Source organism: Mesorhizobium sp. M1D.F.Ca.ET.043.01.1.1 (genome assembly GCF_003952385.1).
Taxonomy (GTDB): Bacteria; Pseudomonadota; Alphaproteobacteria; order Rhizobiales; family Rhizobiaceae; genus Mesorhizobium.
Genome location: NZ_CP034444.1, coordinates 4,347,788 through 4,373,196 on the forward strand (window position 1 = coordinate 4,347,788; position 25,409 = coordinate 4,373,196).

Below are 25,409 nucleotides of genomic sequence, written 5' to 3' on the forward strand. Positions count from 1 at the left end.
ATTGGTGCGATGCCGGCACGACCGTCGCCTGCCCGTAACCCGTCTCAGCTGTTGCGCGTCGCCACGAAAGTCGCGGCGGCTTTGAGCATATCCGCCTGCCCGCCATAGGGCTCCAGCAGCGCATGCGCCTGGTCGATCAGGCCGTGGAGCTGCTCGCGCGCCCAGTCGGCGCCGTGCAGCGCGGCGAGCGTCGCCTTGCCGGCGGCGGCATCCTTCTTCGTCGCCTTGCCCATCTGCTCGGCATCCGCGGTGAGGTCGAGCAGGTCGTCGGCGAGCTGGAAGGCAAGGCCGATCGCCGAGCCGAATTCCGCCAGCCTTTCGCGATCGGCGGCGGGCGCGCCGGCGACGATGGCGCCGGCCTCGCAGGCGAAGCGGATCAAGGCGCCGGTCTTCATCGCCTGCAGGCGGATGATGCCGGCCTCGTCCGCCCGCTTGCGCTCGGCCTCCAGGTCCAGCATCTGGCCGCCGACCATGCCGCCGCTGCCCGCGGCGCGGGCGAGCGCCAGCACCAGCGCCGCCCGGCGCTCGGCCGGCAACGCGGTCGCCTCGTCGGCGAGGATGTCGAAGGCCAAAGTCAGCAGCGCGTCGCCGGCAAGGATGGCGGTCGCCTCATCGAAGGCCTTGTGCACGGTCGGCTGGCCGCGGCGCAGATCGTCGTCGTCCATGGCCGGCAGATCGTCATGGATCAGCGAATAGCAATGCACGCATTCGAGCGCCGCCGCGACCCGCCGCGCCGCCTCGTTGTCCGCCGAAAACAGCGCCGCACTTTCCATGACCAGAAAAGGGCGGAGCCGCTTGCCGCCGTTGAGCACGCCATGGCGCATCGCCGCCATCAGGCGTTCCGGCCGGGCGATCTCACCGGAAAGCGGGCGCGGATCGAGGACCTGCCGCAGCAGCGCCTCGACCGTCGCGGCGTACGCCAAAAGCGCGGACTCGAAGGCCGTCTGGTCGTCTTTCATCATGGCCGGGACCGGTAGCCGACACTCAGACATTGCGCAAGAAGCCTCGCGCCATTATGCCGGGGTAGCGAGTGGCACGGGTGGGGCGGCTTGACGGAACCGATCGTCGAACATGAAAGCGAAGGGCTGGACATGGCGCGGCCGCGGCGCCTGAACCGCGCCGGTCTCAAGCGCCTTGGCCGGCGCTGTCTGGCCGCGGCGATCGTGCTGGCGACGATCCCGGTCGTGCTCACCTTCCTCTATCTGCCGCCCTTCGTGCATCCGGTTTCGACGCTGATGCTGAAGGACCTAGCCACCTTCTCAGGATACGACCGGCGCTGGGTGTCGATCGACGACGTGGCGCCAGTGCTGGCACATTCGGTGATCATGTCGGAGGACGGGCAGTTCTGCTTCCACCGCGGCGTCGATCTCGGCGAATTGCGCGGCGTGGTCGACGATGCGCTCGCCGGCGAGGCGACGCGCGGCGCCTCCACCATCACCATGCAGACGGTGAAGAACCTTTTCCTGTGGTCGCGGCCGCTGGGCAGCGTGCGCAAGGTGGTCGAACTGCCTTTGGCCGTCTATTTCGATGCGGTGATGTCGAAGCGGCGGATCATGGAGATCTATCTCAACATCGCCGAATGGGGACCTGGCATCTATGGCATCGAGGCCGCCGCGCGGCATCATTTCGGCGTCTCGGCCAAGCAATTGTCGCGCCGGCAGGCAGCACTTCTTGCCGTCAGCCTGCCCAACCCGATCGCGCGCAATCCGGCGAAGCCGGGGCCTGGTCTGAGGCGTCTCGCCAACCTGATCGAGCGCCGCGCGGGACGCTCGGGCGCCTATGTCGGTTGTCTCGATTGAGGCGGACCGGCGTCGGCTTAAAAAATTTCGCGAGCGGCGCTGGCCAAAACAGCGCAAGGCGTGTATAGGCACCCGACTTTCTCAGATTATGGCCTCGATGCGGCCCTTTCGCGAGGGTTGCCGGGGCATTTTGACCATCTAGTGGAGCATATCCATGGCCGTTCCAAAAAGAAAAACCTCTCCGTCGAAGCGCGGCATGCGCCGCTCGGCCGACGCCCTCAAGGCCCCGACCTATGTCGAGGACAAGAATTCCGGCGAAATGCGCCGCCCGCATCACATCGACCTGAAGACCGGCATGTATCGCGGCCGCCAGGTGCTGGAGCCGAAGGAAAGCTGAGAAGCTTCCACGGTTTGCGACGTGTCGAAGGACCGGCCTCTGGCCGGTCTTTTTGCGTTTGCGCCGGTTTAAGCCCCAGAGGCATCGTGTTGCCTATGCCAAAGAACCCGGCGCCGGTGGCAATATCCGCCGCGGCCGAGGTGCTGTATCTCCTCAACGTGAGACGCCATGTCTCTCCACATCCGGCGTCAGCACCCGACGGCATCGAGGCGGAGGAACCACATGTCTAAGCTCACCACCGCGCCGCGCGATGTCTTCCGGACATTCATGAACTTTCCGCTGGTCGATGACCTCGACGCGCTGAAGGCCGATGTCGCGATCATCGGCATGCCCTATGGCGATCCCTATACGATCGACGAACTGGTCAATGACCAGACCAACGCGCCGACCGCGGTGCGGCGGGCCTCGCAACGCGTCAGCCTCGGGCTCGACCGCTACGATTTCGACATCGGCGGCACCTTGTTCGATGGCCAGGACATAAGAGTGGCCGACGTCGGCGACGTGCCCGCAAGCGTGGCCGATCCCAGAGGCCACTACGGGCTGGCCGAGGCTACGATCCGCAAGATCCGCACGGCCGGCGCGCTGCCGATCGCCATTGGCGGCGATCACGGCATTCCGATCCCGATCTTGCGCGCGCTGGATGGCGAGGGTCCGGTCACGCTGGTGCAGGTCGATGCCCATCTGGACTGGCGCGACAACGTCAACGGCGTCAGGGAAGGCTATTCAAGCCCCATTCGCCGCGCCTCGGAGATGGCGCATATCGACAAGATCTTCCAGCTCGGCATTCGCGGCCAGGGCAGCGCCCGCGGCGAGGAGGTGGAAGCAGCACGCGCCTATGGTTCCAACATCATCACCGCCAACGAATGGCAGGATATCGGCACCGCGGCGCTGCTGAAGCGCATTCCCGACCGCGGCCGCTATTATCTCACCATCGACGCCGACGGCCTGGATCCCGCGGTGATGCCCGCGGTTGAAGGTCCGTCACCCGGCGGCGTCAGCTACCGGCAGACCATCGAATTGATCAAGGGGCTGATCGCCAAGGGCAAGCTGGTCGGCATGGATATCGTCGAGATCGCGCCGTCGCGCGATGTCAACGAGATAACCGCGATCACGGCCGGCAACATCATCCTCAACGTCATTGGCGCCGCTGTGCGCGCCGGCTACTTCAAGCGCTAGACCTTCGCTGAATTGCCAGAGCATGATCCGCCGCGAAAACCGGTTCCCACTTTCGCAAGACATGCTCCGTGCCGTAGGCCGGTGACGCGAGCGACGGCATGTCGGCCGGGCAACCGGCTGACATCGTTATTTCATTAGGTCTTAGAGCGTGTTCGGCGTCGCCGCCGAAAAGCCTTGACGGCGTGCCTGCCGCGGATTTTACAAAAGGGTGCCTCATTGGAGACGCCCAGATGTTCGGTGCCATCCCGCTGCTGATCGTGCCCTTCGTCCTCTACAATCTCGGACTGCTCGGGCTGTTCGGCGGCGGCGACGATCCATGGATGATCGAGATGTTCTCGTTCCGCATGATGTCGGGCGGCGTCTTCTCGATGACGCTCGGCGACCTCATGGTGCTGATCGGGCTGATCTTCCTGTTCATCGAGATCTCAAAATCGGTGCGCACGACCAATGCCTCGATCCTGGATCATCTTCTATCGACGCTGGTCTTCATCGCCTTCCTGGTCGAATTCCTGCTGGTGAAGGGCGCGGCGCACTCGGTGTTCTTCACGCTGATGGTCATCGCGCTGTTCGACGTGCTCGCCGGCTTCTCGGTGTCGATGCGATCGGCCAGCCGCGATATAAACCTGAACTGAAGGCATAGAATTTCTGGTCGCATGACTTCGCGATTGGCGAAGCACATTGATCGCGTCGTCATTCTATGGCGGAGCAAGGAGCGAAGCGACGCGCGCAGACCATAGAATCCATGCCGTGGCTTGGAAGCGCTACTACGGTCCAGAATTCTGCTCCGCGGCATTCCTCGGCCAAGTTAACGGCATGGATTCCAGGGTCTCCGCGACGGAGCTTCGCTCCTGCTTCGCCCTGGAATGACGAAGTTTCTTCGCCCCGCCTCAGCCTGCCATCGCCTCCGCCTTCCGGGCGACCACTTCCTCATAGGCAGCCTGCAGTTGCCGGCGCACGGTCGGTGCGCCCGGCGGCGTCTTCACCGGCGCGCCGAGGTGTTCGTGGCGCAGCTCGTCCATGAACTGCTCCCATAGCGGCGGGCCGCCTTTCTCGAGCAGCTCGGCGCGGATCGACAGCTCCTCGCTGACCGGCAGCCACACCCGCCCCCAGGCGCCGAGATGCGCCATGATCGGCACCAGGGTGATCGCCATCTCGGTCAGGCTATAGATCGCCTTCTGCTTGTGGCTGGGGTCGTCGGCCTTGGTCAGCAGGCCGAGCTCCATCAGCCGCCGCAGCCGGTCGGCCAGGATGTTGGAGGCGATGCGTTCCAGCGACCCGTTGAGCAGTTCGCGGAAATGCCGCCTGCCGCCGAAGATCATGTCGCGCAGGATGATCAGGCTCCAGCGGTCGCCAAAGACCTCGAGCGACAGATTGATCGGGCAGCTGGAGCGATGCTCGGTGTTCATGACGATCTCCAAAAAACCGGTTGCATTATGATATCGGTTTGATTATCGTGCAACTGATTGCAAAATGCAATCGGATTGGGAGAGGAGAGAAGGATGACCGCTTTGCCGCGCCCCGAAATCGTCTCGGAGACCTTCGGCGATCCGTCCGATCCGGCGATCCTTCTGATCATGGGCGCCATGGCCTCCATGCTCTGGTGGCCGGAAGCCTTCTGCCGGCAGCTTGCCGAACGCGGCCGCTTCGTCATCCGCTACGACAATCGCGATACCGGCCTGTCGACCAAGTACAAGCCGGGCAAGCCGCCCTATGCATTCGAGGACATGGTCGACGATGCCGTCCGCGTGCTCGACGACCACGGCCTCGCCGGGGCGCATGTCGTCGGCATGTCCATGGGCGGCATGATCGCGCAGATGGTGGCGCTGAAATATCCGACGCGCGTCAGCGCGCTCACGGTGATCTCCAGCTCGCCGCTCGGCGTCGATACGTCCGGCCTGCCCGGAACGACCACGGCCTACAAGGAGCATTCCGCGCAAGGCGCCGATGTAGACTGGTCGAACCGGAGACAAGTGCTCGACTTCATGGTCAAGGATGCGCGGGCACTTGCCAGCACCTTGCATCCGTTCGACAGCGAACGGACACGCGCGATGATTGAAGAGGATTACGACCGCTCCGGCGGCCTCGCCAGCGCCTCCAATCATTTCCTGCTCAAGGGCGGCGGTCCGGAGCGGCGGATAAAGGACCTGACGGCGCCACTCATCGTCATCCACGGCACCGCCGATCCGATCTTCCCGATCGAGCATGGCGAGGCGCTCAGCAAGGCGGTTCCCGGCGCCGGGCTGGTGCGGATCGAAGGCGGCGGCCACGAACTGCACCGCAACGACTGGCCGCAAATCATCGAAGCCATCGCGACGCATCGCTAGCCGGCAACGGCCAGCCTTGACTCCGGCGGTCCAGGAAAATAGTTAAGTGATCACTTCAGTATTGCCTCGACGCCCGACCACAGGAGAAAAAATGTCCCTGACGCTGCATTTCCATCCGCTGGCCTCCTTCTGCTGGAAACCGCTGATCGCGTTCTACGAGAACGACACGCCCTTCACGCCGGTGATCGTCGATCTTGCCGAGGAGCAATCGCGCGCGGCCTTCCTGAAGGTTTCGCCGACGGGCAAGATGCCGGCCCTGCGCGACGACGCGCGGGACCGCACCGTGCTGGAATCGACCATCGTCGTCGAATATCTCGCGGCCCATTACCCCGGGCCGGTCGAGCTCATTCCCGCCGCCATCGATCTCGCCATCGAGGTCCGCCAGGCCGACCGCTTCTACGACTTCTACGTGCAGCAGCCGATGCAGAAGATCGTCGCGGACCGGCTGCGGCCGCAAGACAAGACCGACCCGTTCGGGGTCGAGGAGGCCCGGGCGCAGCTGCGCAATTCCTACGCCATCATCGAAAAGGAGATGCAGGGAAAGATCTGGGCGGTCGGCGAGACCTTCACCATGGCCGACTGCGCCGCTTCGCCGGCGCTGTTCTATGCCAACAAGGTCGAGCCGCTCGGCGACAGTTTCCCTGCCGTGAAACGCTACCACGACCGTCTGCTCGAACGGCCGGCCTTCGCCCGCGTGATCGAGGAAGCGCAGCCTTATTTCAAGCTCTTCCCCTACAACAACGGCTAGCCCGCGATGCTGCACGATCCCGCCCAGCTCGACCTGATGTTCCAGGCGCTCGCGGATCCGGCACGGCGCCAAATGGTGGACCGGCTGTCGCGCGGGCCGGCCTCGGTCAGCCAGCTGGCCGAGCCGCTGGCGATGTCGCTGTCGGCCGTCGTCCAGCATCTCAGCGTTCTCGAGGCGAGCGGCCTTGTGAGCAGCGAGAAGCTCGGCCGGGTGCGTACCTGCCGGATCGAGCCGAACGCGCTCAGGGCTGCCGAGCATTGGATCAACGAGCGGCGGCTAGCCTGGGAGCGCCGACTTGACCGGCTCGGCGATTTTCTCGTCGAAACCAAGGACCAAAACTGAGGAACGCCGTCATGACCAAACGATCCGTCGTCCATTCCACCTTCGTCATCGAGCGCGTCTACCCGGCGGCGCCCGAAAAGGTCTATTTCGCGCTCAGCGATCCGGCGGCCAAGAAGCGCTGGTTTTTCGATCCGGACAATCCGATGCCGAGCCGGCATGAGATGGACTTTCGCGTCGGCGGCAAGGAGGTGAACGCCGGCTGCCCCAGCGACGGGCAGATGCATTTCTTCAACGCGGTCTATCAGGACATCGTGCCGAACCGGCGTATCGTCTACAGCTATGAGCTTTTGTTCGGCGAAACCCGGGTCTCGGTGTCGCTTGCGACGATCGAGCTGATCGCAGAAGGCAAGGGCACGCGGCTTATCATGACGGAGCAAGGAGCCTTCTTCGACGGCATCGATACGCCGTCCACGCGCGAGCATGGGACGGGCGAGCTGCTCGATGCGCTCGGGGCGGCATTGGCAACTGGCGACATGAAGCAGTAGAGCGTTTCATCATTTCACGGAAACGGCGAGCCGCCCTCTACCTGTCAAATGCTTGGCTTTTCGTCGCTGCATGGTGAAGCAGGTCCAGCTAAGGAGTCCTACTCCGCCGCAGCGACCAGATCACAGAAAACGAGCCGTGGCGGCGCACTCAGCAGCGCCTCGAAGCGCTCCAACGCCTGCTTCACCGGCGGAGATGCGAGGTGCGCGTCACACGCCGCCGCGTCTCGATAGAGCTCGTAGACCACAAAGGCATTGGGGTCCTCCTTCCGCCGATGCACCGCATAGCGCACATTGCCTTCTTCGCCGCTTGCGATATCCACTAGCTTGCGCAGAATCTGTTCGACTTCGCCGGCACAGGCAGGGCGGGCACTCAATTCCGCCAGCAAAAGATGCATGATGACAATCTCCTAGAGGTGTGAAGGAGCCATCAGCATCGATCCAACCCGACGGGAAGTATTGTAAAAATGCGTCCTGGCGCGAGCCTCTCTGAGGTAGCGCTGCGGAGACACAGCAACCAGCTCGCGGAAGTGGCGGATAAAGTGAGCCTGATCGTAATAGCCGTATGCCAGCGCCGCGTCTGCGGTCCTTGCGCTTTCATCCAGCATCAGGGCGCGAACCGTCTTCTGGAGGCGTCCCAGACTACGAATCTCGACTGGTGTCTGCCCGGCAATCCTAGCGAAACGGCGTTCCAACTGACGGCGCCCGAGTCCGACGCAGTCCGTCAACCGGTCGATCGCAAGGTTGGCAGGATCGCCATACAGCATGCCCATTGCGTGCTCGAAGACGATGTCCGGCGCCGCGCGGGACAGGCGTTCTGCAAGGAAGCGCTGGATCAGCAGGAGCCGGGCGGACGGCGTCTCCGCGCCGACTACACGCCAGGCCAACTCTTGGCCCGCCGCCCCCCACAGGTCCTGCGCGGAAAGGGCACGATCCATCATGTCTCTGCCCGGCATATCGACAAATCGATGTATCATGCCGGCCCGGAAGCGCACCGCGACGAAACCTACGTCGTCTGATGGCAACAGTTCCAGCGGCCGGTGGCGAATGTAGAACAAGTGGGCGACGGAACAGGTTTCCGGTGCGCCACCAGCCACCGACCGCCTGAACGGCGTACGGTAGTGGAAATACAGTTCGGCCCCGGTTCCGGGAAGCAGCACAGGCAAGTCGACCCGCTCGCCGCCGACACTTTCCCATCCCCAAATCCTGTCGACATAGGGAGCCAAACCATCGATCGGAAGGAATTGAAAGGCGCGCATCTGCACACTTTCTGAGCGGCATGCATTCACGGCCAAAGACTATTCCCCCGGCGCCGTCTCCCAGAACTGGTCGAGCCAGATGTTGAGCCTGAGGAAGCCGGCGCCGCTGACGGTATAGACGCGCCTTGTGCCTTCAGCCTTGGCATTGACCAGGCCGGCGTCAAGCAGGACCTTGAGATGCTGGGAAACGGCCGGGCGTGAGACGGGCAATCCGGCAGCCAGCTCGTTCACCGTCTTCGGACCGCGCCGGAGTTCTTCCAAGAGATAACGCCGGTTGGGATCGGCTATCGCCACGAAGGCGTCGGAAAAGATCATGCCTTCATTTGTGAGGCAAAGTCTTGCGAATCTCAACTATTGGTTTCAACCTTTCTGCGCGGATCGAGCCGTGTGGCCTCGGGCGTGACGGCGCGGTCGGCGGGCTGCGTCTTGAAGGCCTCGCGGTTTTCGATCGGCACCGGCGCGCGTGCGCGGATGCGCAGCAGCGTGTAGCCGGTGAGACTGAGATGGGCGAGCGCGGTCGCAAGGAAGAGCGCTTCGGGGCGCAGCCAGCCCATAAGGGCCGCCGCAAGCAGCGGCCCGATCATGGTGCCGAAGCCGTAAAGCAGAAGCAGGCCGCCCGAAACCTTGACGAAATCCTCCGCCCGCGCGTGGTCGTTGGCATGCGCGACGGCGATCGAATAGAGCGTGTAGGCGAAGGCGCCGTAGGAGGCGGTCAGCACGATGACGAAGACGCCCGAATGCGGCTCGATCAGGAAGATCAGCACCGCGAAAAGCGCCGCGCCAAAGGCGGCGCCGGCCAGCACGAAACGGCGGTCCGTGGTGTCGGAAAGCCGCCCCGCCGGGAGCTGCATGGCTGCGCCGGAGACGACCACAAGGCTCATCATCAACGCGATCTCGGGGGTGGAGATGCCGATGCGGGCGCCATAGACGGCGCCGAGCGTGCCCCAGGCTCCATTGGCGATGCCAATCAGAAGGCAGGCCACCGCCGAAACCGGCGAATTGGCGTATAGGCCTTTGACGTCGAGCTTGACGTCCTGCAGCGGTTTGGGATGCGACTGCGTCGAGACGGCGGTCGGAATGAGCGACAGGCAGAACAGGATGCCGGTGATCATGAACAGCGAGGCCGATTTCACGTCGCCGCCCGCGACGATCATCTGGCCCCCCATGATCGAGGCATAAGTGACCATCATATAGAGGCCGAAGACGGTGCCGCGGTTCTCGTTGGTGGCTTTCTCGTTCAGCCAGCTTTCGATGACCATGAAGGCGCCGGCCATGGTGAAGCCGGTGAAGGCGCGCAGCAGGATCCAGAAATATTCGTCGATGATGAGGCCGGTGAGCAGTGCGATGATCGCGCCGGAGGCGGCGAAGGCGCCGAAGGCCCTGACATGGCCGGCGCGGCGAACGAGGCGAGGCGCGAAGAAGCAGCCGGTGACGAAGCCGCCGGCCCAGGCCGTGCCCATCAGGCCGAGCGAGGCGGTCGAGAACCCTTCGACCTGGCCGCGCAGCGGCAGCAGCAGGCCATGCAGGCCCGACGCCGCCAGCAGGAATGCGGTGCCGCGCAGCAGCGAGAGGATCGGTCGATAGGTAGCGAACATGGGCTGATCCGGCTGGAAATTTCGGAGCACAGGTGGTTTCAGAGGAAAGGTGTCTGGCAGTCGCTTTCAGGCTTTTCCGGGGCGGGCGAACACGCCGCCAGGATTATCCCCGGCGAAACAGCGCCTCGGCGGCGGATTTGGTGGCGCCCTTGGCGGCGCGCTCTGCTTCCAGCCTGGCGATCTCGTCACGCAGCAGGGCAATGCGCTCGGACAACTCGTCGGCGGACAGCAACGACAGATCCTGGCCGATCTCGTGCGGGCGCGGCTTCTTCTTGGGTTCGTCGTCGAAGATCGCCATCGTCGCTCCTCCCTCACTTGGCCATTTGCCTGATTTGGTAATGAGCATACATAGGGCGGGGGTGCTGATGCAAATAGCCGGCCAACGGCATGAGGAGACGGACAATCCATGGCAAGCGGACAGAAGATTCCGGCGAGGATGACGGCCATCGCGATCTCGCAGCCCGGCGGTCCCAGGGTGCTCAAGCCCGAGACGCGTGACGTGCCTTCGCCTGGTCCCGGCGAGATCCTCATCCGCGTGCATGCCGCCGGCGTCAACCGGCCAGACGTGCAGCAGCGCAAGGGTGCCTATCCGCCGCCGCCCGGCGCCTCGGACCTGCCCGGCCTCGAGGTAGCCGGCGAGGTCGCAGCGCTCGGCGACGAGATATCGCGCTGGCGCATCGGCGACCGGGTCTGCGCGCTGACGCCGGGCGGCGGCTATGCCGAATATGTCAAGGTTCATGCCGGCAGCGTGCTGCCGATCCCGGCCGGCTTCACCTATTCGGAGGCCGCCGCCGTGCCGGAGAACTATTTCACCGTCTGGCACAATGTGTTCGAGCGCGGCGGGCTGAAAAAGGGCGAGACGCTGCTCGTCCACGGCGGCTCATCGGGCATCGGCACCACGGCCATACAGCTGGCCTCGGCGTTCGGTTCCTATGTCGTCACTACGGCCGGCAGCAAGGAGAAGTGCGACGCCTGCCTGAGGCTCGGCGCCGACCGGGCGATCAACTACCGCGAGCAGGATTTCGTCGCCGAGGTCAAGGACGCGACCGGCGGCCGGGGCGCCGACGTCATCCTCGACATGGTCGGCGGCGACTATGTGGCGCGCAACTACGATGCCGCGGCGATCGAAGGGCGCATCGTCCAGATCGCCGTGCAGGCCGGCGCCGTCGCCAGCACCGATTTCGCAAAGCTGATGGTCAAGCGCCTTGTCCATACCGGCTCGACGCTCAGGCCCCGCACCGTCGAATTCAAGGCGGCCATCGCGGGTGCGCTCGAGGCCCAGGTCTGGCCGCTGCTCGGAACCCGCAAGGTCGCTCCGGTCATGGACATGATCTTTCCGCTGACGGAAGCCTGGCGGGCGCATGAGCGCATGGAGGAGGGCGAGCATATCGGCAAGATCGTGCTCGACGTCGGTTAGGATGGGCCCCACCTGAATCTGGACCCATCCTGGGCCTGGGCATTCCCCCGCGACAAGCTGAACAAAGGCTTAATGCTGCAATGCACAAAACGCATTGCGGCCATGCAAAAGCGTCCGTTCAATTTGTGGGCAGGCGTGCCTATTTACGCGGCATCGAACAATTTGACCAAACGACTGGAGAACCATCATGAACCCGATCCGTGCTTTCCGTAAATGGCGCATGTACAACGAGACCGTGCGCGAGCTGAACAAGCTCAATGCCCGTCAGCTGAACGACCTCGGCATCAACCGCGCCGACATCGAGCGCATCGCCCGCCAGGCGGTGTAATCACAAGCAGCCCGACCGCAAGGCCGGGCTGCGACATGCAAGCCAGAGCCGTCGAGACGCTTGCTTCGTTTCCGGTTCCAAGCCCGCTGGACCTCGTCCAGCGGGTTTTGTCTTTTTGGGGCTGTCTCAATGCTTGTCGCCCAAAAGTGCGCAGCGGTTTTTGGGAAAACGACATGCGCAACAAATACCTAAAGCGGGTCGCCCGCATCCGCTTCGGCGCGACGCGCTTTGGCCCCTTTCCAAAAACATTGCGAAAATGTGAGGGAGCGTTTATACAGGCCGCGAATTTCCCATTTTGGTGGCTCTAAAACCACCGCCCGCGCGGGAACGCGGGCGAACGAGAAGGATTTTTGACATGGCCAATACGCTGCTGATGCCCAAGGCGACCGCCGTCTGGCTGGTCGACAACACCGCGCTTTCCTTCGAGCAGATCGCGCAGTTCTGCGGGCTGCATCCGCTGGAGGTCAAGGCGATCGCGGACGGCGAGTCGGCGCAGGGCATCAAGGGCATGGACCCGATCATGACCGGCCAGCTCACCCGCGACGAGATCGCCCGCGGCGAGAAGGACCCGAACCACCGGCTGAAACTGTCCGACCCCAAGGTGCGGGTGCCGGAATCGAAGCGCAAGGGCCCGCGCTACACGCCGCTGTCGAAGCGCCAGGACCGGCCGAACGCCATCCTGTGGCTGGTGCGCAACCATCCCGAGCTCAAGGATGCCCAGATCGCCCGCCTGGTCGGCACCACCAAGTCGACGATCGAGCAGATCCGCGAGCGCAAGCATTGGAACTCGGCCAACCTGCAGCCGATGGATCCGGTGACCCTCGGCCTCACCTCGCAGATCGACCTCGACCTCGAAGTCAATCGCGCCTCGCGCGGCCGCGAGCAGGCGCAGCCTGTCGCCGGCGACACGCTGCTGCCGGCGGCGCTCACCGAGCGGCTGGTGCCGGCTCCGGAGAAGCCGAAGGACGAGGATCAGGAACTCGACGCCAACGCCGTCTTCGCCAAGCTTTCGGCGCTGAAGTCGAAGGACAAGGACCAGGACGACGGCGAGGAGTAGGCTTATCGGGGTCTAGAGCGTTTCAGCGATTCATAGAATCGCCGAACCGCTCTAAGTATTTGTTTTTAAGCAATTCCGAACGGAAAACCGTTACACACTTTTCCTGGAATGCTCTAAAGCGCGTCGCGATCTTCAGATTCGCTCCGTGCGCTTTAGGTTCTTGATTCTACGCACGTCTTTATCCCGAAACCGGTTCCCACTTTCGGGAGACATGCTTCAACAAAAAAGCCCGCTTCGAGCGGGCCTTTTTGTTGGACAAGTCGCTTGGGAGGGATCATGTCCGCGCTGCGCGGTCGGGCGCCATGCCGTAATCCTCGCTGCGCTCCACGGCGCGGTAGAAATCGGCGAGCTGCTTGCCGCGCTCCGGCTTGTAGACGCGGCCGGCGATCACCACCGAGGCGATGCGGTCGATGCGGAAGGCGCGAAAATCGTCGCGCATCTCGCACCAGGCGACCAGGGTCCAGACCTTGCCCCAGAACCACAGGCCTAAAGGCCGGATGTCGCGTGCCGTGCCGCGGCCGGCCTCATCCGAATAGTCGATGGTCAGCACCTGGCGCTTCTCGATGGCGCGCTCGATCAGATCGATCGCTTCCCGCGCGGCATCGCTCACCACCCACATCGGCGTATGGATCTCGGTGCGCGCGATGCGGTCCTTTTCCGTGTCGGGCAGCACGGCGCCGATCTTGACCAGCGCCTCGTCGGCGGCCCTTGCCATCGCGGCGCCGCCGAAGGCGCGCACCATGCGGGCGCCGGCAACCAGCGCCACGATCTCGTCACGCGTGAACATCAGCGGCGGAAGGTCGAAACCCTCCCTCATCATGTAGCCCACACCCGCCTCGCCGTCGATCGGCACGCCCGTCGACTGCAGGTCGGCGATGTCGCGGTAGATGGTCCGCTCGGAAACCTCGAGCCACGTGCCGAGCTTCTGCGCGGTGACCAGCCGGCCGCCGCGCAAATGCTGGACGATCTGAAAAAGCCTGTCGGCGCGGCGCATCGTTTGACCCCTTGGTTTCGGTTCTACGCATGCCGCGGTCCCAAACCGGTTCCCGCAGGTTCAAGGCTGCATCAATAACGCAAGCCTCCTGACAACATACTGTCAGGAGGTTGCAGCCAATCCGCCACGGGACAACGGCGTCTTTCGTGAAACCCAGCGTTTCGACCGACATTACATCTGGGCGTGGCACGGTCGCTATCCAAGTCGTGCGCTCAAAAATTTCAGTTCCTACGCACGCGGCCGTCATAGAGATCCGGCCAGCCGATGTCCTTGCGGATGTCCGCTGGCAAAGTATTCAGGAAACGCTGGGTGCGAATCTCGTCCCGCACGGTGCGGATCTTGCCGACATAGTTCTGTACGCTACGCAGGATGGTAAAACCGTTCATGACCAGACTCCTCTCTTTTGATGGGAGGAGTATCTCACACCCCTGCTGACAGCAGTCTGTCAGGAGCCTGGCAGGTTGCCGAAGCAGGCCCCGGAAAGATTGGCGCGGCCCCGGGCAACCGGTTGTCTGTCAGGAGCGAATGCGGCTGCCGGAGGCGCCAAGAACCGCTTTGACAGCTGCCGGCGATGCTGGTCAAAGGCGGCATGACGAAACTTCTCGCCCTTGTCATCATCGGCATCATGCTGATCCAGATCATCAAGCCGCTCGGCTGGCCGGGGCTGAAGCGCCGCGGCGATTTCTGGAAGCTGGCGCTGCTTGCCATGGCCGCGATCTCGCTGGCCGCCGTGCTCGGCCACTGGGCCTGAGGCACGTCCATATTCAGGTGAGGACGCCTACGAATGGCGGCCTCCTGCGGCTGTTTCGACGGAGGTGAACGAGGCCGGTCACTCGCAGCAGTCCGGCCGATCCTTGCCTTGCGCCTGGTATTCGTCGTGCAGGCGAACCCAGTCCATCAGGCCGTGATAGGGGCCGGTCTCGTTGCGGCCTTTCGGCGTCATGTCGAGATAGTGGTAGGCGCCGATCAGCGCGTCGCCGCCGCGGGCGCGCGACATGAAGGTGAGGAAGATGTCGCCGTTTTCGTCGCGGTAGAAGACGCTGATGCCCGGCAGGTCCCTCGACCGTAGCGGGCGCTTCTCGAAATTGTAGACGGTGTCGCCGGCCGCGATCTGCCTGTCGGTGAAGGAGACCTGCATGTCGAAGTTGAAGTCCGACGCGTAGGACGACACCCAGTCGAATTTCCAGCCCATGCGCTGCTTGTAGGGCAGGAGCTCGGCCAGCGGCGCCCGTGAGACGGCGACCAGCGACACGTCGTGGTGCTTCAGATGCTGGTCGGCGGCGTCGATGTGATCGGCCAGGAACGAGCAGCCTTCGCAGCGATGGTCGGATCCTGGTGTCATCATGAAATGGTAGACGATCAGCTGGCTCCTGCCGGCGAACAGTTCGGCGAGGCGCTTCGGCCCCTGCCCGCTTTCGAAGACATAGTCCTTGCGCAGCTTCAGCCAGGGCAGTTGCCGCCGCTCGGCGGCGATACAGTCGCGAAACCGCGTCAGCTCCTTCTCGCGCTCGAGGTGCCTTCTGTGCGCCTCGAACCAGTCCTCTCGCGAAACCACGGCATTGCGATGCATGATCATCTCCTGTCCTCTCCTGCCAAGGACGTTCGACATCGGCGCGATCCGACACGGCCGGTAGCGGCCGGAGCCTCACAAGTGGGAATGCAGTCCGCAAAAAGCAAAACCCGGGCCGATGGCCCGGGCTTTCAGCGGCGGCGAGGCGGATGTCAGGCGGCTTTTTCCAGCGCCGGCTGCCATTTTCCGAGCGCTGCCAGGTGGTTCATATGGGCGCGGTGGATGAAGGCCGCCTGGCCGGCGGCGACGTTCGACGCCTTGCCGCTCCAGGCCTTCTGCGCGGCCGCCTGCAGGGCCCGGCCGTATGAGAAGGAGAGCTTCCACGGATGCGGGCCGATGACGTTGATGGCATTGAGGTTGGCCGTCGCTTCCTCGTCGTCCTGGCCGCCGGAGAGAAAGGCAATGCCTGGCACCGCCACCGGCACGGTCTCGCGGAACAATTTGATCGTCTTCTCGGCGACTTGCTCGGGATTGTCCTTCTTTCCCGATTTCTTGCCGGAAATGACCATGTTCGGCTTGAGGATGGTGCCTTCGAGCACGACGCGCGCGGCATAAAGCTCGCCATAGAGCTTCAGCAGGGTAGCCTTGCTCACTTCGTAGCAAGTGTCGATCGAGTGGGCGCCGTCCATCAGCACTTCCGGCTCGACGATCGGCACGATGCCGGCCTCCTGGCAGAGCGCGGCATAGCGGGCAAGCGCATGCGCGTTGGAGGCGATCGAGGTCGCCGAAGGCACGCCCTTGGCGGTGTCGATGTCGATCACCGCTCGCCATTTGGCGAAACGGGCGCCGAGCTTGTAATAGTCCGCCAGCCGCTCGCGCAGGCCGTCCAGGCCTTCGGTGATGGTGTCGCCGGGAAAGCCGGCGAGGGGTTTGGCGCCGAGATCGACCTTGATGCCCGGAATGGCGCCGGACGCCTTGATGATATCGACCAGCGGCGTGCCGTCGGCGGCCTTCTGGCGAATCGTCTCGTCATAGAGGATGACGCCGGAAATGTACTTGGTCATCGCGTCCTTGGCGCGGAACATCATCTCGCGATAGTCGCGGCGGCTGTCGGCGGTCGATTCGACGCCGATGACGTCGAAACGCTTCTTGATGGTGCCGGAGCTCTCATCGGCGGCCAAAAGGCCCTTGCCATCAGCCACGATCGCGGCGGCAATGTCTTCGAGACGTTCGCTCATGGTGCTGCTCTCCTTGACGGTTGTATTCCGCGCCTGGAGCGGTCAGCCCGCCGACCGCTTCAGGCCTTTGTTTTTCCCGCAATTCCGGACGGAAAACCGCTGCGCACTTTTCCTGGAATTGCTTTAAGCAGAACACTACCGCCAAAGGAACGACGCCGGAAAGCTCGAATCGATTGAAAGTGTTTGAGCCCTGGACCGGCTCGCCGACTATTGATCGGCTCAGCGCTTCAGCACCTCGACACCGGGCAGCGGCTTGCCCTCCATCCATTCCAGGAACGCGCCGCCGGCGGTCGAGACATAGGTGAAGTCGTCGGCAACGCCGGCATGGTTGAGCGCGGCCACCGTGTCGCCGCCGCCGGCAACCGACACCAGCTTGCCCTCCTTGGTGCGAGCCGCGGCGTGTTTCGCCGCAGCCACCGTGGCGTGATCGAAGGGCTCGATCTCGAAGGCGCCGAGCGGGCCGTTCCACACAAGCGTGGCGGCGCGGTCGATCCAGTCGGTGACGCTCTTCACCGTCTTTGCCCCGACATCGAGGATCATGCCGTCGGCCGGCACGGCCTCGATGGCCACGGTTTCGCTGGCGGCGCCCGCCTTGAATTCCTTCGCCACGACGCCGTCGGCGGGCAGGATGATGGCGCAGCCGGCCTCTGCCGCCTCGATCATGATCTGCTTGGCGGTGGTGGCCAGGTCGTGCTCGCAGAGCGATTTGCCGACATCGGTGCCGCGCGCGGCGAGGAAGGTGTTGGCCATGCCGCCGCCGATGACCAGCGCGTCGACCTTCTTCACCAGGTTCATCAGGAGGTCGATCTTGGTCGATACCTTGGCGCCGCCGACGATGGCCACCACGGGCCGAACCGGATTGCCGAGACCCTTTTCCAGCGCGTCGAGCTCTGCCTGCATGGTGCGGCCGGCAAAGGCCGGCAGGCGGTGCGCCAGGCCTTCGGTCGAGGCATGCGCGCGATGCGCGGCGGAAAAGGCGTCGTTGACATAGATGTCGCCATTGGCGGCAAGCCTTTCGGTGAAGGCCGGCTCGTTCTTCTCCTCGGCCTTGTGGAAGCGGGTGTTTTCCAAAAGCAGGACGTCGCCGTCCTTCATGGCGGCGACGGCTTCAGCCGCCCTATCGCCGATGCAGTCGGAAGCAAAGCCCACCGGGCGGCCGAGCACTTCCGCCGTCGCCCGGGCGATCGGTTCCAGCGAGAACTCGGCCGACGGGCCGTCCTTGGGGCGGCCGAAATGCGCAAGCAGGATGACCTTGGCGCCCTTGCCGGAGAGCTCGGAAATGGTCGGCGCGATGCGCTCGATGCGCGTGGCGTCGGTCACCTTGCCGTCGGCGACGGGCACGTTTAGGTCGACGCGCACCAGAACGCGCTTGCCGCTGACTGCGCCGATATCGTCGAGTGTCTTGAAGCCGGCCATGGTCGTTCCTTTTTAGCGAAAAACGCGGCGACCTTACCCGGCACCGGGGACGATGCAAGGGCTGCGTTACGGCGCGCGCGCAAAAATCATGTCGATGTGTGACGTCAGCTTTCGGTCGCGGCTTTTTGCGCCGCGGGTTCGGGCTCGGCCGCTTCGTTTGCCGCGCTCTCGGCAACCGGCACCTGCGCCGGTTTGCGCCACTTGCGGATGAAGGCCCCGAGGCGGTCGGCGATCTCGCCGGCGCTCAGGAATACAGGCACGCGCGCCACCGGCGCGGTCGGCTCGAAGGACAGGCCAAGGCCGGTGATCCGGCCCTTCTCGTCGACATCGCGCACGATCAGCTCGATCGGGCCGATCATGACGCGGTCGGCATATTCGGCATGGCCGCCGAGCCGCTCGGTGACCAGTGCCGCGACGGTGAGCTTCTGTTCGGCCTCGGTGAGGCCGGGCGCGTATGCGGCTTCCAACTCGGCAGCGGAGCGGGACGGATCGACGGCGAAGGCGCCGAAGAAATCGGCGTCCTCGGGGTCGACGACGGCGCGGCTGGCGAACAGCTTGTCGAGCAGGCGCGGATAGCGGTCCGGCACGAAGATGTAGACCTGGTCGCCCGCGGTCAGCCGGCCCATGTCCTGGAAGCGCATGGAGCGGCCGTCGCGCAGCACCAGCGAGGGCCTTGCCCAGCGCGGGATGCGCTCGCCGCGCGCCACCGGGCTGCCGGGGGCGACGCGATAGGCGAGGAGCTCGTGATGCGCCGAGCCCGGCAGCTCGAGCTCGACCTTGTCGAGCGGGCCGAGCCGCGCCGGCACGATCAGGCCGAGCCGGCGCGCCAGCGGGCCGACGGTCCAGCCCTGCACCACCAGCGACACCAGCACGATGATGAAGGCGACGTTGAAGATCAGCCGGCCGTGCTCGAGCCCGCCGAGCAGGGGCGTAATGGCTAGCAGTATCGACACGGCGCCGCGCAGACCCACCCAGGAAACGAAGGCGACCTCGGGGCGCGGCAGGCGGAACGGCATCAGGCAGAGCCAGACGGCCACAGGCCGCGCGACGAAGATCAGGAACAGGCCGAGCAGGATCGCCGGCAGCATGATCGCCGGGAATTGCGAGGGCGTGGCGAACAGGCCGAGGATCAGGAACATGATGATCTGCGCCAGCCACGACATGCCGTCCTGGAAGCGCTTCAGGATGGTGACGGCGCGAATGTCGGAATTGCCGGCGATGAGGCCGGCGAGATAGACCGCCAGGAAGCCCGAGCCGCCGACCGCGCCTGCCGCCGCGAACACCATCAGGGAGAGTGTCAGCACGAAGATCGGCAGCAGGCCGTGGTCGAGGTTCAGCCGCTCGACGAGGCGCACGATCGCCAAGCCGCCGAGCACGCCGATGACGGCGCCGAGCCCCATGTTGATGAGGAAGCCGAGCAGGAGATTGGTGGCCAGCACGTTGGCTTCCGGATTGGCGTTCGCGGCGATGATCTCGACCAGGGTGATCGTCAGGAAAATAGCAATCGGATCGTTGGTGCCGGATTCGACCTCCAGCGTCGAGCGCACGCGCTCGCGCAGATGGATCTCGCCGGCGCGCAGCAGGAAGAACACGGCGGCAGCGTCTGTCGAGGCGACCGCCGCGCCGAGCAGCGCGGATTCCAGCCAGCTGAGGTTGAGCAGGTAGAAGGCGGCGACGCCGAAAATGCCGGTGGTGAGGATGACGCCGATCGTGGCCAGCGAGAGCGCCGGCCCGGCCGCCTGGCGCAAGGCGTTGAGCGGCGTGCCGAAGCCGGAATCGAACAGGATGATGGCCAGAGCCAATGAGCCGGCAAAATAAGCCAGCCGCGCATTGTCGAACTCGATGCCGAGGCCGTCGACACCGGTGGCGAGCCCGATGCAGAGGAAGAGGAGCAGCAGGGGAGCGCCGAAGCGGAAGGCGATCAAGCTCGAAAACGCGGCGGCCACGACAAGCGCGGTTCCGACCAGCGTCACAAGATAGATCGCATGCTCCATCCGGAATCGCCCCTCATCTTACGCTTCCCTCCCGCTTTACGGCAGAGTGGGGCGAAGACATGACCAGTGCAAGGCGGCGGTGTGTTTTTTGGCTCAAGCCGGCCAACAAAAAACGCCCGGCCGAAGCCGGGCGTCTGGATCAGAGTGACTATTCTCTAGATCAGGCGATGGTCTTGCCGAAGGCGACGGCGGTGTCGGCCATGCGGTTGGAGAAGCCCCATTCGTTGTCGTACCACGAGAGCACCGACACGAAATTGCCGTCCATGACCTTGGTCTGGTCGAGCGCCGCGATCGAGGAATGCGGATCGTGGTTGAAGTCGATCGAGACATTCGGGTGATGGGTGACCGCCAGGATGCCCTTCAGCTTGCCCTTGGAGGCGGCGATCAGCGCTTCGTTGATCTCCTGCGCGGTGGTCGAGCGCTTGGCGATGAACTTGAAGTCGACGACCGAGACGTTGGGGGTCGGGACGCGGATCGAGATGCCGTCGAGCTTGCCCTTGAGGTCGGGCAGCACCAGGCCGATCGCCTTGGCGGCGCCCGTCGAGGTCGGGATCTGCGACAGGGCAGCCGCGCGGGCGCGGTAGAGGTCCTTGTGCATGGTGTCCAGCGTCGGCTGGTCGCCGGTGTAGGAGTGGATCGTCGTCATCATGCCCTTCTCGATGCCGACGGTCTCGTGCAGCACGGCGGCCAGCGGCGCCAGGCAGTTGGTGGTGCAGGACGCGTTCGAGATGACGACGTGGTCCTTGCTCAGCTTGTCGTGGTTGATGCCGTAGACAACGGTGAGGTCGGCGCCGTCGGACGGGGCCGAGACGATGACGCGCTTGGCGCCGGCGGCCAGATGCGCGGCTGCCTTGTCGCGGGCGGTGAAGATGCCGGTGCATTCGAGCGCGATGTCGATGCCGAGATCCTTCCAGGGCAACTGGGCCGGATCCTTGATGGCGGTGACCTTGAACTTCTCAGAGCCGACCGAGATCTGGTCGCCGTCGACCGCCACCTCATGCGGGAAGCGGCCGTGCACGCTGTCGTAACGCAGCAGGTGCGCGTTGGTCTCGACGGGGCCGAGATCGTTGACGGCGACGACGTCGATGTCCTTGCGCCCGGATTCGTGGATCGCGCGCAGGATGTTGCGGCCGATGCGGCCAAATCCGTTGATGGCAACTCTGACGGTCATTTTTCTCTCCCTAGGGGCTGGAAGCAGATAGGTCCGCAGCTTCATAGCGGCGGACGGCACAAGAATCCAGCCGCAGAAGCCGGAATTTAAATCGATTAGGTTAGGCCAGTCCGGCAAAGCCCTTTGAATAGGCATCGCCGGACCGGAGCCCTTCCTGTTCTACAGGCCGCTCGAAACCGCCGTGCGCTTTCGAGCGACATGCAATGGCTCACTTGCCGTGCAGGCGTTCTTCCACGGCCTTGGCCGCGGCCTCGGCGGTAATGCCGAAATGCGGATAGAGCTGCTCGATCGAGCCGGAGGCGCCGAAGCCGTGCATGCCGACGAAGATGCCGTCGGTGCCGATCAAGTGGTCCCAGCCCTGGCGGATGCCGGCTTCGATGGCGACCTTCACCTTGGCGTTGCCGATGGTCTTCTTGCGATAGTCCTCGCTCTGCAGGTCGAACAGCTCGAAGCACGGCACCGAGACGACGCGGGTCGGGTGGCCGTGCTTCTCGAGCAGATCGCGGGCGCCAAGCGCGACCTCGACTTCGGAGCCCGTGGCGAAGATCGTCACCGCCGCCTCGCCGCTTGCCGCGGCGAGCTCATAGGCGCCGGAAGCGCTGCGGTTCTCTTCGCTGAACTCGGCACGCACGGTCGGCAGGTTCTGGCGGGTCAGGGCCAGCGTCGACGGCGTCTTTTCCGACTTCAGCGCCAGCTGCCAGCATTCCGCCGTCTCGACCGCATCGGCCGGGCGGAACACGTTGTGGTTCGGAATGGCGCGCAGCGCGGCCAGATGCTCGACCGGCTGGTGGGTCGGACCGTCCTCGCCGAGGCCGATCGAGTCGTGCGTCATGACGAAGATCGAGCGGATGCCCATCAGCGAGGCAAGGCGCATCGAGGGGCGGGCATAGTCGGAGAAACAGAGGAACGTGCCGCCATAGGCGATCAGCCCGCCATGCAGGGTCAATCCGTTGATCGCCGCCGCCATGCCGTGCTCGCGGATGCCGTAATGTACATAGCGCTGGCCGTAGTCGTCCGGCGTGATGTTCTTGGTCTGGCTGGTCTTGGTGTTGTTGGAGCCGGTGAGGTCGGCCGAGCCGCCGATGGTCTCCGGGACCGCGCCGTTGATGACTTCCAGAGCCATTTCCGAAGACTTGCGGGTGGCGACCTTCGGCTTGTCGGCCGAGAGCTTCTTCTTGTACTCGGCAATGACGGCGTCGAAATTGCTGGGCAGCTTGCCGGCGAGTCGGCGCTCGAATTCGCCCTTCAGGCTGGCGTCGGCCTTGGCAAGGCGGCCTTCCCAGTCGGCGCGCGCCCTGGCGCCGCCGGTGCCGACGGCGCGCCAGGCGTCGAGGATGTCGGACGGAATCTCGAAGGGCGGCGATTCCCAGTTGAAGAATTTACGGGCGCCGGCGATCTCCTCGGCGCCGAGCGGCGAGCCATGCGCCTTGTTGGTGCCGGCCTTGGTCGGGGCGCCGAAGCCGATGGTCGTCTTGCAGGCGATCATCGTCGGCTTGTCGGAATGGCGGGCCGCCTCGATGGCGTAGGCGATCGCTTCGGGATCCGTGCCGTCGATGTGGCTGGCGTTCCAGCCGCTGGCCTGGAAGCGGGCGACCTGGTCGGTGTTGTCGGCAAGTGAGACCGGGCCGTCGATGGAGATGTTGTTGTTGTCCCAGAAGACGATCAGCTTGTTGAGCTTGAGGTGGCCTGCAAGCGCGATGGCTTCCTGGGAAACGCCCTCCATCAGGCAGCCGTCGCCGGCCAGCACATAGGTGTAGTGGTTGACGAGGTCGTTGCCGAAGGCGGCGTTCATGATGCGCTCGCCGAGCGCGAAGCCGACCGAGTTGGCGAGGCCCTGGCCGAGCGGACCGGTGGTGGTCTCGATGCCGGCCGCATGGCCGAATTCGGGATGGCCCGCGGTCCTCGATCCGAGCTGGCGGAAATTCTTGATCTGGTCGATCGTCATGTCCTCGTAGCCGGTGAGGTACAAGAGCGAGTAGAGCAGCATCGAGCCGTGGCCGGCCGACAGGATGAAGCGGTCGCGGTCGGCCCAGCGCGGGGCCTTGGCGTCGAATTTCAGGAAGCGGGTGAACAGCACCGTGGCGATGTCGGCGCAGCCCATGGGCAGGCCAGGGTGGCCGGAGTTCGCCTTCTCGACGGCGTCCATGGAAAGGAAACGGATCGCGTTCGCCATCCGGTCATGTTGTTCACGCGAGGTCATGCTTCCTCCGGAAGTAAGGGTTGGAGCCTTGGGAGAGCCCGTGGAAAGGGTGCGCGACACATAGCAGGCGCGGCCCTTGAGTCAACAAATCGGTGCTTTTTTGCCGGGCTTGTGAAGGCGCCGGCGGCGCTACATTAGCGTTAGCGGGGGACAGTCGCGAGAGCTTTATTGACGCGCGCTTCACCCGGTGCCTAATGTTTCCGCAATAACGCGTTCTGAACGCGAGCGATTCGGTGACGGGCAGGGCATAGGACGAAGGCCATGACCGGGGAAACGACCCTCAAGGAAGTCATCGCCAGGCTCGGCAAGGCCATGGAAGGACTGGAAAGCGCCGTCGCGGCGCGGCTCGAGCACGAGCGCGACTATTCCGAAGCCGAGGCCGAGGTGCAGCGCATGAACGCCGACCGCTCGCGGCTGGCTCAGGAGCTCGACAATTCCGAGGCCCGCGCCGAACGGCTTGAGGATGCCAACAAGGAAGTGTCGCGCCGGCTGGTGACCGCCATGGAGACCATCCGCGCGGTGTTGGACAGGTAGGCCAATGGCACAGGTGACGGTTTCCATCGACGGCAAGCAGTACCGGATGGCTTGCGACGAGGGCCAGGAAGAGCATCTGATCGACCTCGCCGAGCGCTTCGACCGCTATGTCATGCATTTGAAGGATTCTTTCGGCGAGATCGGCGACCAGCGGCTGACCGTGATGGCCGGCATCATGGTGATGGATGAGCTCTCGGAGCTCAACAAGCGCGTCAAGGGCATGGAAAGCGAGGTGCAGACGCTGCGCAAGACCCGCGACGAGGCTCTGACCAAGGCCGACAAGAGCGACAGCGTGCTGACCACCGCGCTTGCGGCGCTCGCGCAGCGCATGGAAGACCTGGCGACAACGCTGGCGATGAAAAAAGCTTAAAGCGCGCCGCAGGGTCAAATATCCGTCGCGGAAGTTCCTGCTGTCTTTTCCAGGAAAAGACGAAATTTTTCCGCTCTCCCGATCACGCTTGCGGACACAAGCCTTTTGAACCGGACCGTGCGGCGGTATAGAAAGCAGAGCCGCCGATGGGGTTGGCCCATGCCGGCGAATGTCACAGGGTTGGGAGCAACGTCATGAGCCTTCGTATCAACGATACCGCGCCGGACTTCACGGCCGAGACCACGCAGGGAACGATCAATTTCCATCAATGGATCGGTGACGGCTGGGCAGTGCTTTTCAGCCATCCGAAGAACTTCACGCCGGTCTGCACGACCGAGCTCGGCACGATGGCCGGCCTCGAAGGCGAATTCAAAAAGCGCAACGTCAAGGTCATCGGCATTTCGGTCGATCCGGTGTCGAGCCACGACAAGTGGCAGGCCGACATCAAGACCGCTACCGGCCAGACGGTGAACTACCCGCTGATCGGCGACAAGGACCTCAAGGTCGCCAAGCTCTACGAGATGCTGCCGGCGGGCGCCGGCGAGAGCTCGGAGGGCCGCACCCCGGCCGACAACGCCACCGTGCGTTCGGTCTATGTGATCGGCCCGGACAAGAAGATCAAGCTGGTGCTGACCTATCCGATGACCACGGGCCGCAACTTCGACGAGATCCTGCGCGTCATCGATTCCATCCAGCTGACGGCCAAGCATCAGGTGGCGACGCCGGCGAACTGGAAGCAGGGCGAGGATGTGATCATCACCGCCGCCGTCTCCAACGAGGACGCGATCAAGCGCTTCGGCGCCTACGAGACGGTGCTGCCGTATCTGAGGAAGACCAAGCAGCCGACGGCTTAGGGCGTACTGATATTCAGGTGAGGCCGGCCTGCAAATGCCGGCTTACTGCGCTTCCGGTGCTCACGTACTTCAAGTACGCTCCGCTCCGGCCTTTGCCGGCCGAAGCCCTCATAAGTCTCTTCGCTCTATGAAGGCTACGGCCGGCGTAGGCCGGTTCTCGGAAGCCGTCATTTTCGGCGCGTCCTGACCTGAATCTCACCACGCCCTGGGCCGTGCCCTGAAGACAACAAAAAGCGGCGCCGAAGCGCCGCTTTTTGTTTCCAT

31 protein-coding genes are annotated in these 25,409 nt (G+C 64.2%); 16 read left to right on the forward strand and 15 right to left on the reverse strand.

All coding sequences use genetic code 11. From position 1 onward, the window contains the following. Positions 1 to 44: 44 nt before the first annotated feature. On the reverse strand, positions 45 to 962 hold the full coding sequence (locus tag EJ067_RS21075) for a polyprenyl synthetase family protein (RefSeq protein WP_126087186.1): 918 nt from the start codon (positions 960 to 962) through the stop codon (positions 45 to 47). A gap of 129 nt (positions 963 to 1,091) precedes the next feature. Here EJ067_RS21075 and EJ067_RS21080 point away from each other — a divergent pair, with 129 nt between their 5' ends. The 4 genes from EJ067_RS21080 (at position 1,092) to EJ067_RS21095 (ending at position 3,944) form a co-directional block, all read left to right on the forward strand. Then, positions 1,092 to 1,799, forward strand: a complete 708-nt coding sequence (locus tag EJ067_RS21080; protein WP_126089680.1) for a transglycosylase domain-containing protein — start codon at positions 1,092 to 1,094, stop codon at positions 1,797 to 1,799. A 154-nt stretch (positions 1,800 to 1,953) separates the two neighbouring features. Continuing rightward, positions 1,954 to 2,136, forward strand: a complete 183-nt coding sequence (rpmF, locus tag EJ067_RS21085) for a 50S ribosomal protein L32 (protein WP_006203806.1) — start codon at positions 1,954 to 1,956, stop codon at positions 2,134 to 2,136. A 222-nt stretch (positions 2,137 to 2,358) separates the two neighbouring features. Then, positions 2,359 to 3,312, forward strand: a complete 954-nt coding sequence (locus EJ067_RS21090; protein WP_126087187.1) for an agmatinase — start codon at positions 2,359 to 2,361, stop codon at positions 3,310 to 3,312. A gap of 230 nt (positions 3,313 to 3,542) precedes the next feature. Further along, a complete protein-coding gene (locus EJ067_RS21095) occupies positions 3,543 to 3,944 on the forward strand; it encodes a hypothetical protein (protein ID WP_126087188.1) in 402 nt (133 codons plus the stop codon). Positions 3,945 to 4,199: 255 nt separating this feature from the next. On the opposite strand, the gene EJ067_RS21100 is transcribed toward EJ067_RS21095, so the two are convergent. After that, positions 4,200 to 4,718 (reverse strand): helix-turn-helix domain-containing protein, encoded by a 519-nt coding sequence (locus EJ067_RS21100; protein WP_126087189.1) that lies wholly within the window; start codon positions 4,716 to 4,718, stop codon positions 4,200 to 4,202. A gap of 93 nt (positions 4,719 to 4,811) precedes the next feature. Here EJ067_RS21100 and EJ067_RS21105 point away from each other — a divergent pair, with 93 nt between their 5' ends. The 4 genes from EJ067_RS21105 (at position 4,812) to EJ067_RS21120 (ending at position 7,211) form a co-directional block, all read left to right on the forward strand. Continuing rightward, the gene (locus EJ067_RS21105; protein WP_126087190.1) at positions 4,812 to 5,636 is read left to right on the forward strand and encodes an alpha/beta hydrolase; all 825 of its coding nucleotides are present in this window, start codon (positions 4,812 to 4,814) and stop codon (positions 5,634 to 5,636) included. Between the two features lie 91 nt (positions 5,637 to 5,727). Beyond that, on the forward strand, positions 5,728 to 6,384 hold the full coding sequence (locus EJ067_RS21110) for a glutathione S-transferase family protein (protein WP_126087191.1): 657 nt from the start codon (positions 5,728 to 5,730) through the stop codon (positions 6,382 to 6,384). 6 nt (positions 6,385 to 6,390) lie between these two features. Further along, positions 6,391 to 6,726, forward strand: a complete 336-nt coding sequence (locus EJ067_RS21115) for a metalloregulator ArsR/SmtB family transcription factor (RefSeq protein WP_126087192.1) — start codon at positions 6,391 to 6,393, stop codon at positions 6,724 to 6,726. An 11-nt stretch (positions 6,727 to 6,737) separates the two neighbouring features. Next, the gene (locus EJ067_RS21120; protein WP_126087193.1) at positions 6,738 to 7,211 is read left to right on the forward strand and encodes an SRPBCC family protein; all 474 of its coding nucleotides are present in this window, start codon (positions 6,738 to 6,740) and stop codon (positions 7,209 to 7,211) included. A gap of 98 nt (positions 7,212 to 7,309) precedes the next feature. Here the strand turns inward: EJ067_RS21120 and EJ067_RS21125 are convergent, their stop codons facing one another. The 5 genes from EJ067_RS21125 to EJ067_RS21145 all read right to left on the reverse strand — a co-directional run bounded on the left by EJ067_RS21125 (position 7,310) and on the right by EJ067_RS21145 (position 10,360). After that, complete coding sequence (locus tag EJ067_RS21125; RefSeq protein ID WP_126087194.1) at positions 7,310 to 7,606, reverse strand: putative quinol monooxygenase; 297 nt, start codon at positions 7,604 to 7,606, stop codon at positions 7,310 to 7,312. A 12-nt stretch (positions 7,607 to 7,618) separates the two neighbouring features. Continuing rightward, positions 7,619 to 8,497 (reverse strand): helix-turn-helix transcriptional regulator, encoded by an 879-nt coding sequence (locus tag EJ067_RS21130; RefSeq protein WP_245468332.1) that lies wholly within the window; start codon positions 8,495 to 8,497, stop codon positions 7,619 to 7,621. A 9-nt stretch (positions 8,498 to 8,506) separates the two neighbouring features. Then, positions 8,507 to 8,782: a metalloregulator ArsR/SmtB family transcription factor gene (locus tag EJ067_RS21135; protein ID WP_126087196.1), complete on the reverse strand. Its 276-nt coding sequence runs from the start codon at positions 8,780 to 8,782 to the stop codon at positions 8,507 to 8,509. Between the two features lie 32 nt (positions 8,783 to 8,814). After that, complete coding sequence (locus EJ067_RS21140; RefSeq protein ID WP_126087197.1) at positions 8,815 to 10,062, reverse strand: MFS transporter; 1,248 nt, start codon at positions 10,060 to 10,062, stop codon at positions 8,815 to 8,817. A gap of 103 nt (positions 10,063 to 10,165) precedes the next feature. Further along, on the reverse strand, positions 10,166 to 10,360 hold the full coding sequence (locus EJ067_RS21145) for a DUF1192 domain-containing protein (RefSeq protein WP_126087198.1): 195 nt from the start codon (positions 10,358 to 10,360) through the stop codon (positions 10,166 to 10,168). Positions 10,361 to 10,468: 108 nt separating this feature from the next. Here EJ067_RS21145 and EJ067_RS21150 point away from each other — a divergent pair, with 108 nt between their 5' ends. The 4 genes from EJ067_RS21150 (at position 10,469) to EJ067_RS21165 (ending at position 12,864) form a co-directional block, all read left to right on the forward strand. Next, a complete protein-coding gene (locus EJ067_RS21150; RefSeq protein WP_126087199.1) occupies positions 10,469 to 11,479 on the forward strand; it encodes an NAD(P)H-quinone oxidoreductase in 1,011 nt (336 codons plus the stop codon). Between the two features lie 187 nt (positions 11,480 to 11,666). Continuing rightward, positions 11,667 to 11,807 (forward strand): DUF1127 domain-containing protein, encoded by a 141-nt coding sequence (locus EJ067_RS21155; protein ID WP_126087200.1) that lies wholly within the window; start codon positions 11,667 to 11,669, stop codon positions 11,805 to 11,807. 35 nt (positions 11,808 to 11,842) lie between these two features. Next, positions 11,843 to 12,115 carry a hypothetical protein gene (locus EJ067_RS21160; protein ID WP_126087201.1) on the forward strand — a complete coding sequence of 91 codons (273 nt, stop codon included), beginning with the start codon at positions 11,843 to 11,845 and terminating at the stop codon, positions 12,113 to 12,115. A 47-nt stretch (positions 12,116 to 12,162) separates the two neighbouring features. Then, the gene (locus EJ067_RS21165; protein WP_126087202.1) at positions 12,163 to 12,864 is read left to right on the forward strand and encodes a DUF1013 domain-containing protein; all 702 of its coding nucleotides are present in this window, start codon (positions 12,163 to 12,165) and stop codon (positions 12,862 to 12,864) included. Between the two features lie 274 nt (positions 12,865 to 13,138). Here the strand turns inward: EJ067_RS21165 and EJ067_RS21170 are convergent, their stop codons facing one another. After that, positions 13,139 to 13,858 carry a YafY family protein gene (locus EJ067_RS21170; protein ID WP_126087203.1) on the reverse strand — a complete coding sequence of 240 codons (720 nt, stop codon included), beginning with the start codon at positions 13,856 to 13,858 and terminating at the stop codon, positions 13,139 to 13,141. A gap of 221 nt (positions 13,859 to 14,079) precedes the next feature. Further along, entirely contained in the window at positions 14,080 to 14,244 is a 165-nt protein-coding gene (locus EJ067_RS21175) for a hypothetical protein (protein WP_126087204.1), read from the reverse strand. Between the two features lie 203 nt (positions 14,245 to 14,447). On the opposite strand from EJ067_RS21175, the gene EJ067_RS21180 reads away from it, so the two are divergent. Next, positions 14,448 to 14,609: a hypothetical protein gene (locus tag EJ067_RS21180; protein WP_096874765.1), complete on the forward strand. Its 162-nt coding sequence runs from the start codon at positions 14,448 to 14,450 to the stop codon at positions 14,607 to 14,609. A gap of 78 nt (positions 14,610 to 14,687) precedes the next feature. Here the strand turns inward: EJ067_RS21180 and EJ067_RS21185 are convergent, their stop codons facing one another. From EJ067_RS21185 to tkt, 6 genes are all read right to left on the reverse strand, one after another. Then, positions 14,688 to 15,428 (reverse strand): thioredoxin family protein, encoded by a 741-nt coding sequence (locus EJ067_RS21185; protein WP_126087205.1) that lies wholly within the window; start codon positions 15,426 to 15,428, stop codon positions 14,688 to 14,690. Positions 15,429 to 15,580: 152 nt separating this feature from the next. Further along, positions 15,581 to 16,606, reverse strand: coding sequence for a class I fructose-bisphosphate aldolase (locus tag EJ067_RS21190; protein WP_126087206.1), 1,026 nt, complete (start codon positions 16,604 to 16,606; stop codon positions 15,581 to 15,583). Between the two features lie 219 nt (positions 16,607 to 16,825). Then, complete coding sequence (locus EJ067_RS21195) at positions 16,826 to 18,022, reverse strand: phosphoglycerate kinase (RefSeq protein WP_126087207.1); 1,197 nt, start codon at positions 18,020 to 18,022, stop codon at positions 16,826 to 16,828. Between the two features lie 104 nt (positions 18,023 to 18,126). Further along, positions 18,127 to 20,016 (reverse strand): potassium/proton antiporter, encoded by a 1,890-nt coding sequence (locus tag EJ067_RS21200; RefSeq protein WP_126087208.1) that lies wholly within the window; start codon positions 20,014 to 20,016, stop codon positions 18,127 to 18,129. A 160-nt stretch (positions 20,017 to 20,176) separates the two neighbouring features. Further along, on the reverse strand, positions 20,177 to 21,187 hold the full coding sequence (gap, locus tag EJ067_RS21205) for a type I glyceraldehyde-3-phosphate dehydrogenase (protein WP_126087209.1): 1,011 nt from the start codon (positions 21,185 to 21,187) through the stop codon (positions 20,177 to 20,179). A 208-nt stretch (positions 21,188 to 21,395) separates the two neighbouring features. Then, positions 21,396 to 23,387, reverse strand: a complete 1,992-nt coding sequence (gene tkt / locus EJ067_RS21210; RefSeq protein ID WP_126087210.1) for a transketolase — start codon at positions 23,385 to 23,387, stop codon at positions 21,396 to 21,398. Positions 23,388 to 23,648: 261 nt separating this feature from the next. On the opposite strand from tkt, the gene EJ067_RS21215 reads away from it, so the two are divergent. From EJ067_RS21215 to EJ067_RS21225, 3 genes are all read left to right on the forward strand, one after another. After that, positions 23,649 to 23,921 (forward strand): DUF4164 domain-containing protein, encoded by a 273-nt coding sequence (locus EJ067_RS21215; RefSeq protein ID WP_126087211.1) that lies wholly within the window; start codon positions 23,649 to 23,651, stop codon positions 23,919 to 23,921. Between the two features lie 4 nt (positions 23,922 to 23,925). Next, positions 23,926 to 24,291 (forward strand): cell division protein ZapA, encoded by a 366-nt coding sequence (locus tag EJ067_RS21220; protein ID WP_126087212.1) that lies wholly within the window; start codon positions 23,926 to 23,928, stop codon positions 24,289 to 24,291. A gap of 194 nt (positions 24,292 to 24,485) precedes the next feature. After that, on the forward strand, positions 24,486 to 25,145 hold the full coding sequence (locus EJ067_RS21225) for a peroxiredoxin (protein ID WP_126087213.1): 660 nt from the start codon (positions 24,486 to 24,488) through the stop codon (positions 25,143 to 25,145). Positions 25,146 to 25,409 lie beyond the last annotated feature (264 nt).

Excerpts from the sequence above, each read along its gene's own strand:
- EJ067_RS21170 (WP_126087203.1), bottom strand. The coding sequence starts at position 13,858 with ATGCGCCGCGCCGACAGGCTTTTTCAGATCGTCCAGCATTTGCGCGGC.
- EJ067_RS21105 (WP_126087190.1), top strand. The coding sequence starts at position 4,812 with ATGACCGCTTTGCCGCGCCCCGAAATCGTCTCGGAGACCTTCGGCGAT.
- gap (WP_126087209.1), bottom strand. The coding sequence starts at position 21,187 with ATGACCGTCAGAGTTGCCATCAACGGATTTGGCCGCATCGGCCGCAAC.
- EJ067_RS21220 (WP_126087212.1), top strand. The coding sequence starts at position 23,926 with ATGGCACAGGTGACGGTTTCCATCGACGGCAAGCAGTACCGGATGGCT.
- tkt (WP_126087210.1), bottom strand. The coding sequence starts at position 23,387 with ATGACCTCGCGTGAACAACATGACCGGATGGCGAACGCGATCCGTTTC.
- EJ067_RS21155 (WP_126087200.1), top strand. The coding sequence starts at position 11,667 with ATGAACCCGATCCGTGCTTTCCGTAAATGGCGCATGTACAACGAGACC.
- EJ067_RS21165 (WP_126087202.1), top strand. The coding sequence starts at position 12,163 with ATGGCCAATACGCTGCTGATGCCCAAGGCGACCGCCGTCTGGCTGGTC.
- EJ067_RS21100 (WP_126087189.1), bottom strand. The coding sequence starts at position 4,718 with ATGAACACCGAGCATCGCTCCAGCTGCCCGATCAATCTGTCGCTCGAG.
- EJ067_RS21185 (WP_126087205.1), bottom strand. The coding sequence starts at position 15,428 with ATGCATCGCAATGCCGTGGTTTCGCGAGAGGACTGGTTCGAGGCGCAC.
- EJ067_RS21200 (WP_126087208.1), bottom strand. The coding sequence starts at position 20,016 with ATGGAGCATGCGATCTATCTTGTGACGCTGGTCGGAACCGCGCTTGTC.
- EJ067_RS21080 (WP_126089680.1), top strand. The coding sequence starts at position 1,092 with ATGGCGCGGCCGCGGCGCCTGAACCGCGCCGGTCTCAAGCGCCTTGGC.
- EJ067_RS21215 (WP_126087211.1), top strand. The coding sequence starts at position 23,649 with ATGACCGGGGAAACGACCCTCAAGGAAGTCATCGCCAGGCTCGGCAAG.
- EJ067_RS21140 (WP_126087197.1), bottom strand. The coding sequence starts at position 10,062 with ATGTTCGCTACCTATCGACCGATCCTCTCGCTGCTGCGCGGCACCGCA.
- EJ067_RS21150 (WP_126087199.1), top strand. The coding sequence starts at position 10,469 with ATGGCAAGCGGACAGAAGATTCCGGCGAGGATGACGGCCATCGCGATC.
- EJ067_RS21075 (WP_126087186.1), bottom strand. The coding sequence starts at position 962 with ATGATGAAAGACGACCAGACGGCCTTCGAGTCCGCGCTTTTGGCGTAC.
- EJ067_RS21180 (WP_096874765.1), top strand. The coding sequence starts at position 14,448 with ATGACGAAACTTCTCGCCCTTGTCATCATCGGCATCATGCTGATCCAG.
- rpmF (WP_006203806.1), top strand. The coding sequence starts at position 1,954 with ATGGCCGTTCCAAAAAGAAAAACCTCTCCGTCGAAGCGCGGCATGCGC.
- EJ067_RS21175 (WP_126087204.1), bottom strand. The coding sequence starts at position 14,244 with ATGAACGGTTTTACCATCCTGCGTAGCGTACAGAACTATGTCGGCAAG.
- EJ067_RS21125 (WP_126087194.1), bottom strand. The coding sequence starts at position 7,606 with ATGCATCTTTTGCTGGCGGAATTGAGTGCCCGCCCTGCCTGTGCCGGC.
- EJ067_RS21115 (WP_126087192.1), top strand. The coding sequence starts at position 6,391 with ATGCTGCACGATCCCGCCCAGCTCGACCTGATGTTCCAGGCGCTCGCG.
- EJ067_RS21120 (WP_126087193.1), top strand. The coding sequence starts at position 6,738 with ATGACCAAACGATCCGTCGTCCATTCCACCTTCGTCATCGAGCGCGTC.
- EJ067_RS21135 (WP_126087196.1), bottom strand. The coding sequence starts at position 8,782 with ATGATCTTTTCCGACGCCTTCGTGGCGATAGCCGATCCCAACCGGCGT.
- EJ067_RS21110 (WP_126087191.1), top strand. The coding sequence starts at position 5,728 with ATGTCCCTGACGCTGCATTTCCATCCGCTGGCCTCCTTCTGCTGGAAA.
- EJ067_RS21160 (WP_126087201.1), top strand. The coding sequence starts at position 11,843 with ATGCAAGCCAGAGCCGTCGAGACGCTTGCTTCGTTTCCGGTTCCAAGC.
- EJ067_RS21095 (WP_126087188.1), top strand. The coding sequence starts at position 3,543 with ATGTTCGGTGCCATCCCGCTGCTGATCGTGCCCTTCGTCCTCTACAAT.
- EJ067_RS21145 (WP_126087198.1), bottom strand. The coding sequence starts at position 10,360 with ATGGCGATCTTCGACGACGAACCCAAGAAGAAGCCGCGCCCGCACGAG.
- EJ067_RS21195 (WP_126087207.1), bottom strand. The coding sequence starts at position 18,022 with ATGGCCGGCTTCAAGACACTCGACGATATCGGCGCAGTCAGCGGCAAG.
- EJ067_RS21190 (WP_126087206.1), bottom strand. The coding sequence starts at position 16,606 with ATGAGCGAACGTCTCGAAGACATTGCCGCCGCGATCGTGGCTGATGGC.
- EJ067_RS21225 (WP_126087213.1), top strand. The coding sequence starts at position 24,486 with ATGAGCCTTCGTATCAACGATACCGCGCCGGACTTCACGGCCGAGACC.
- EJ067_RS21090 (WP_126087187.1), top strand. The coding sequence starts at position 2,359 with ATGTCTAAGCTCACCACCGCGCCGCGCGATGTCTTCCGGACATTCATG.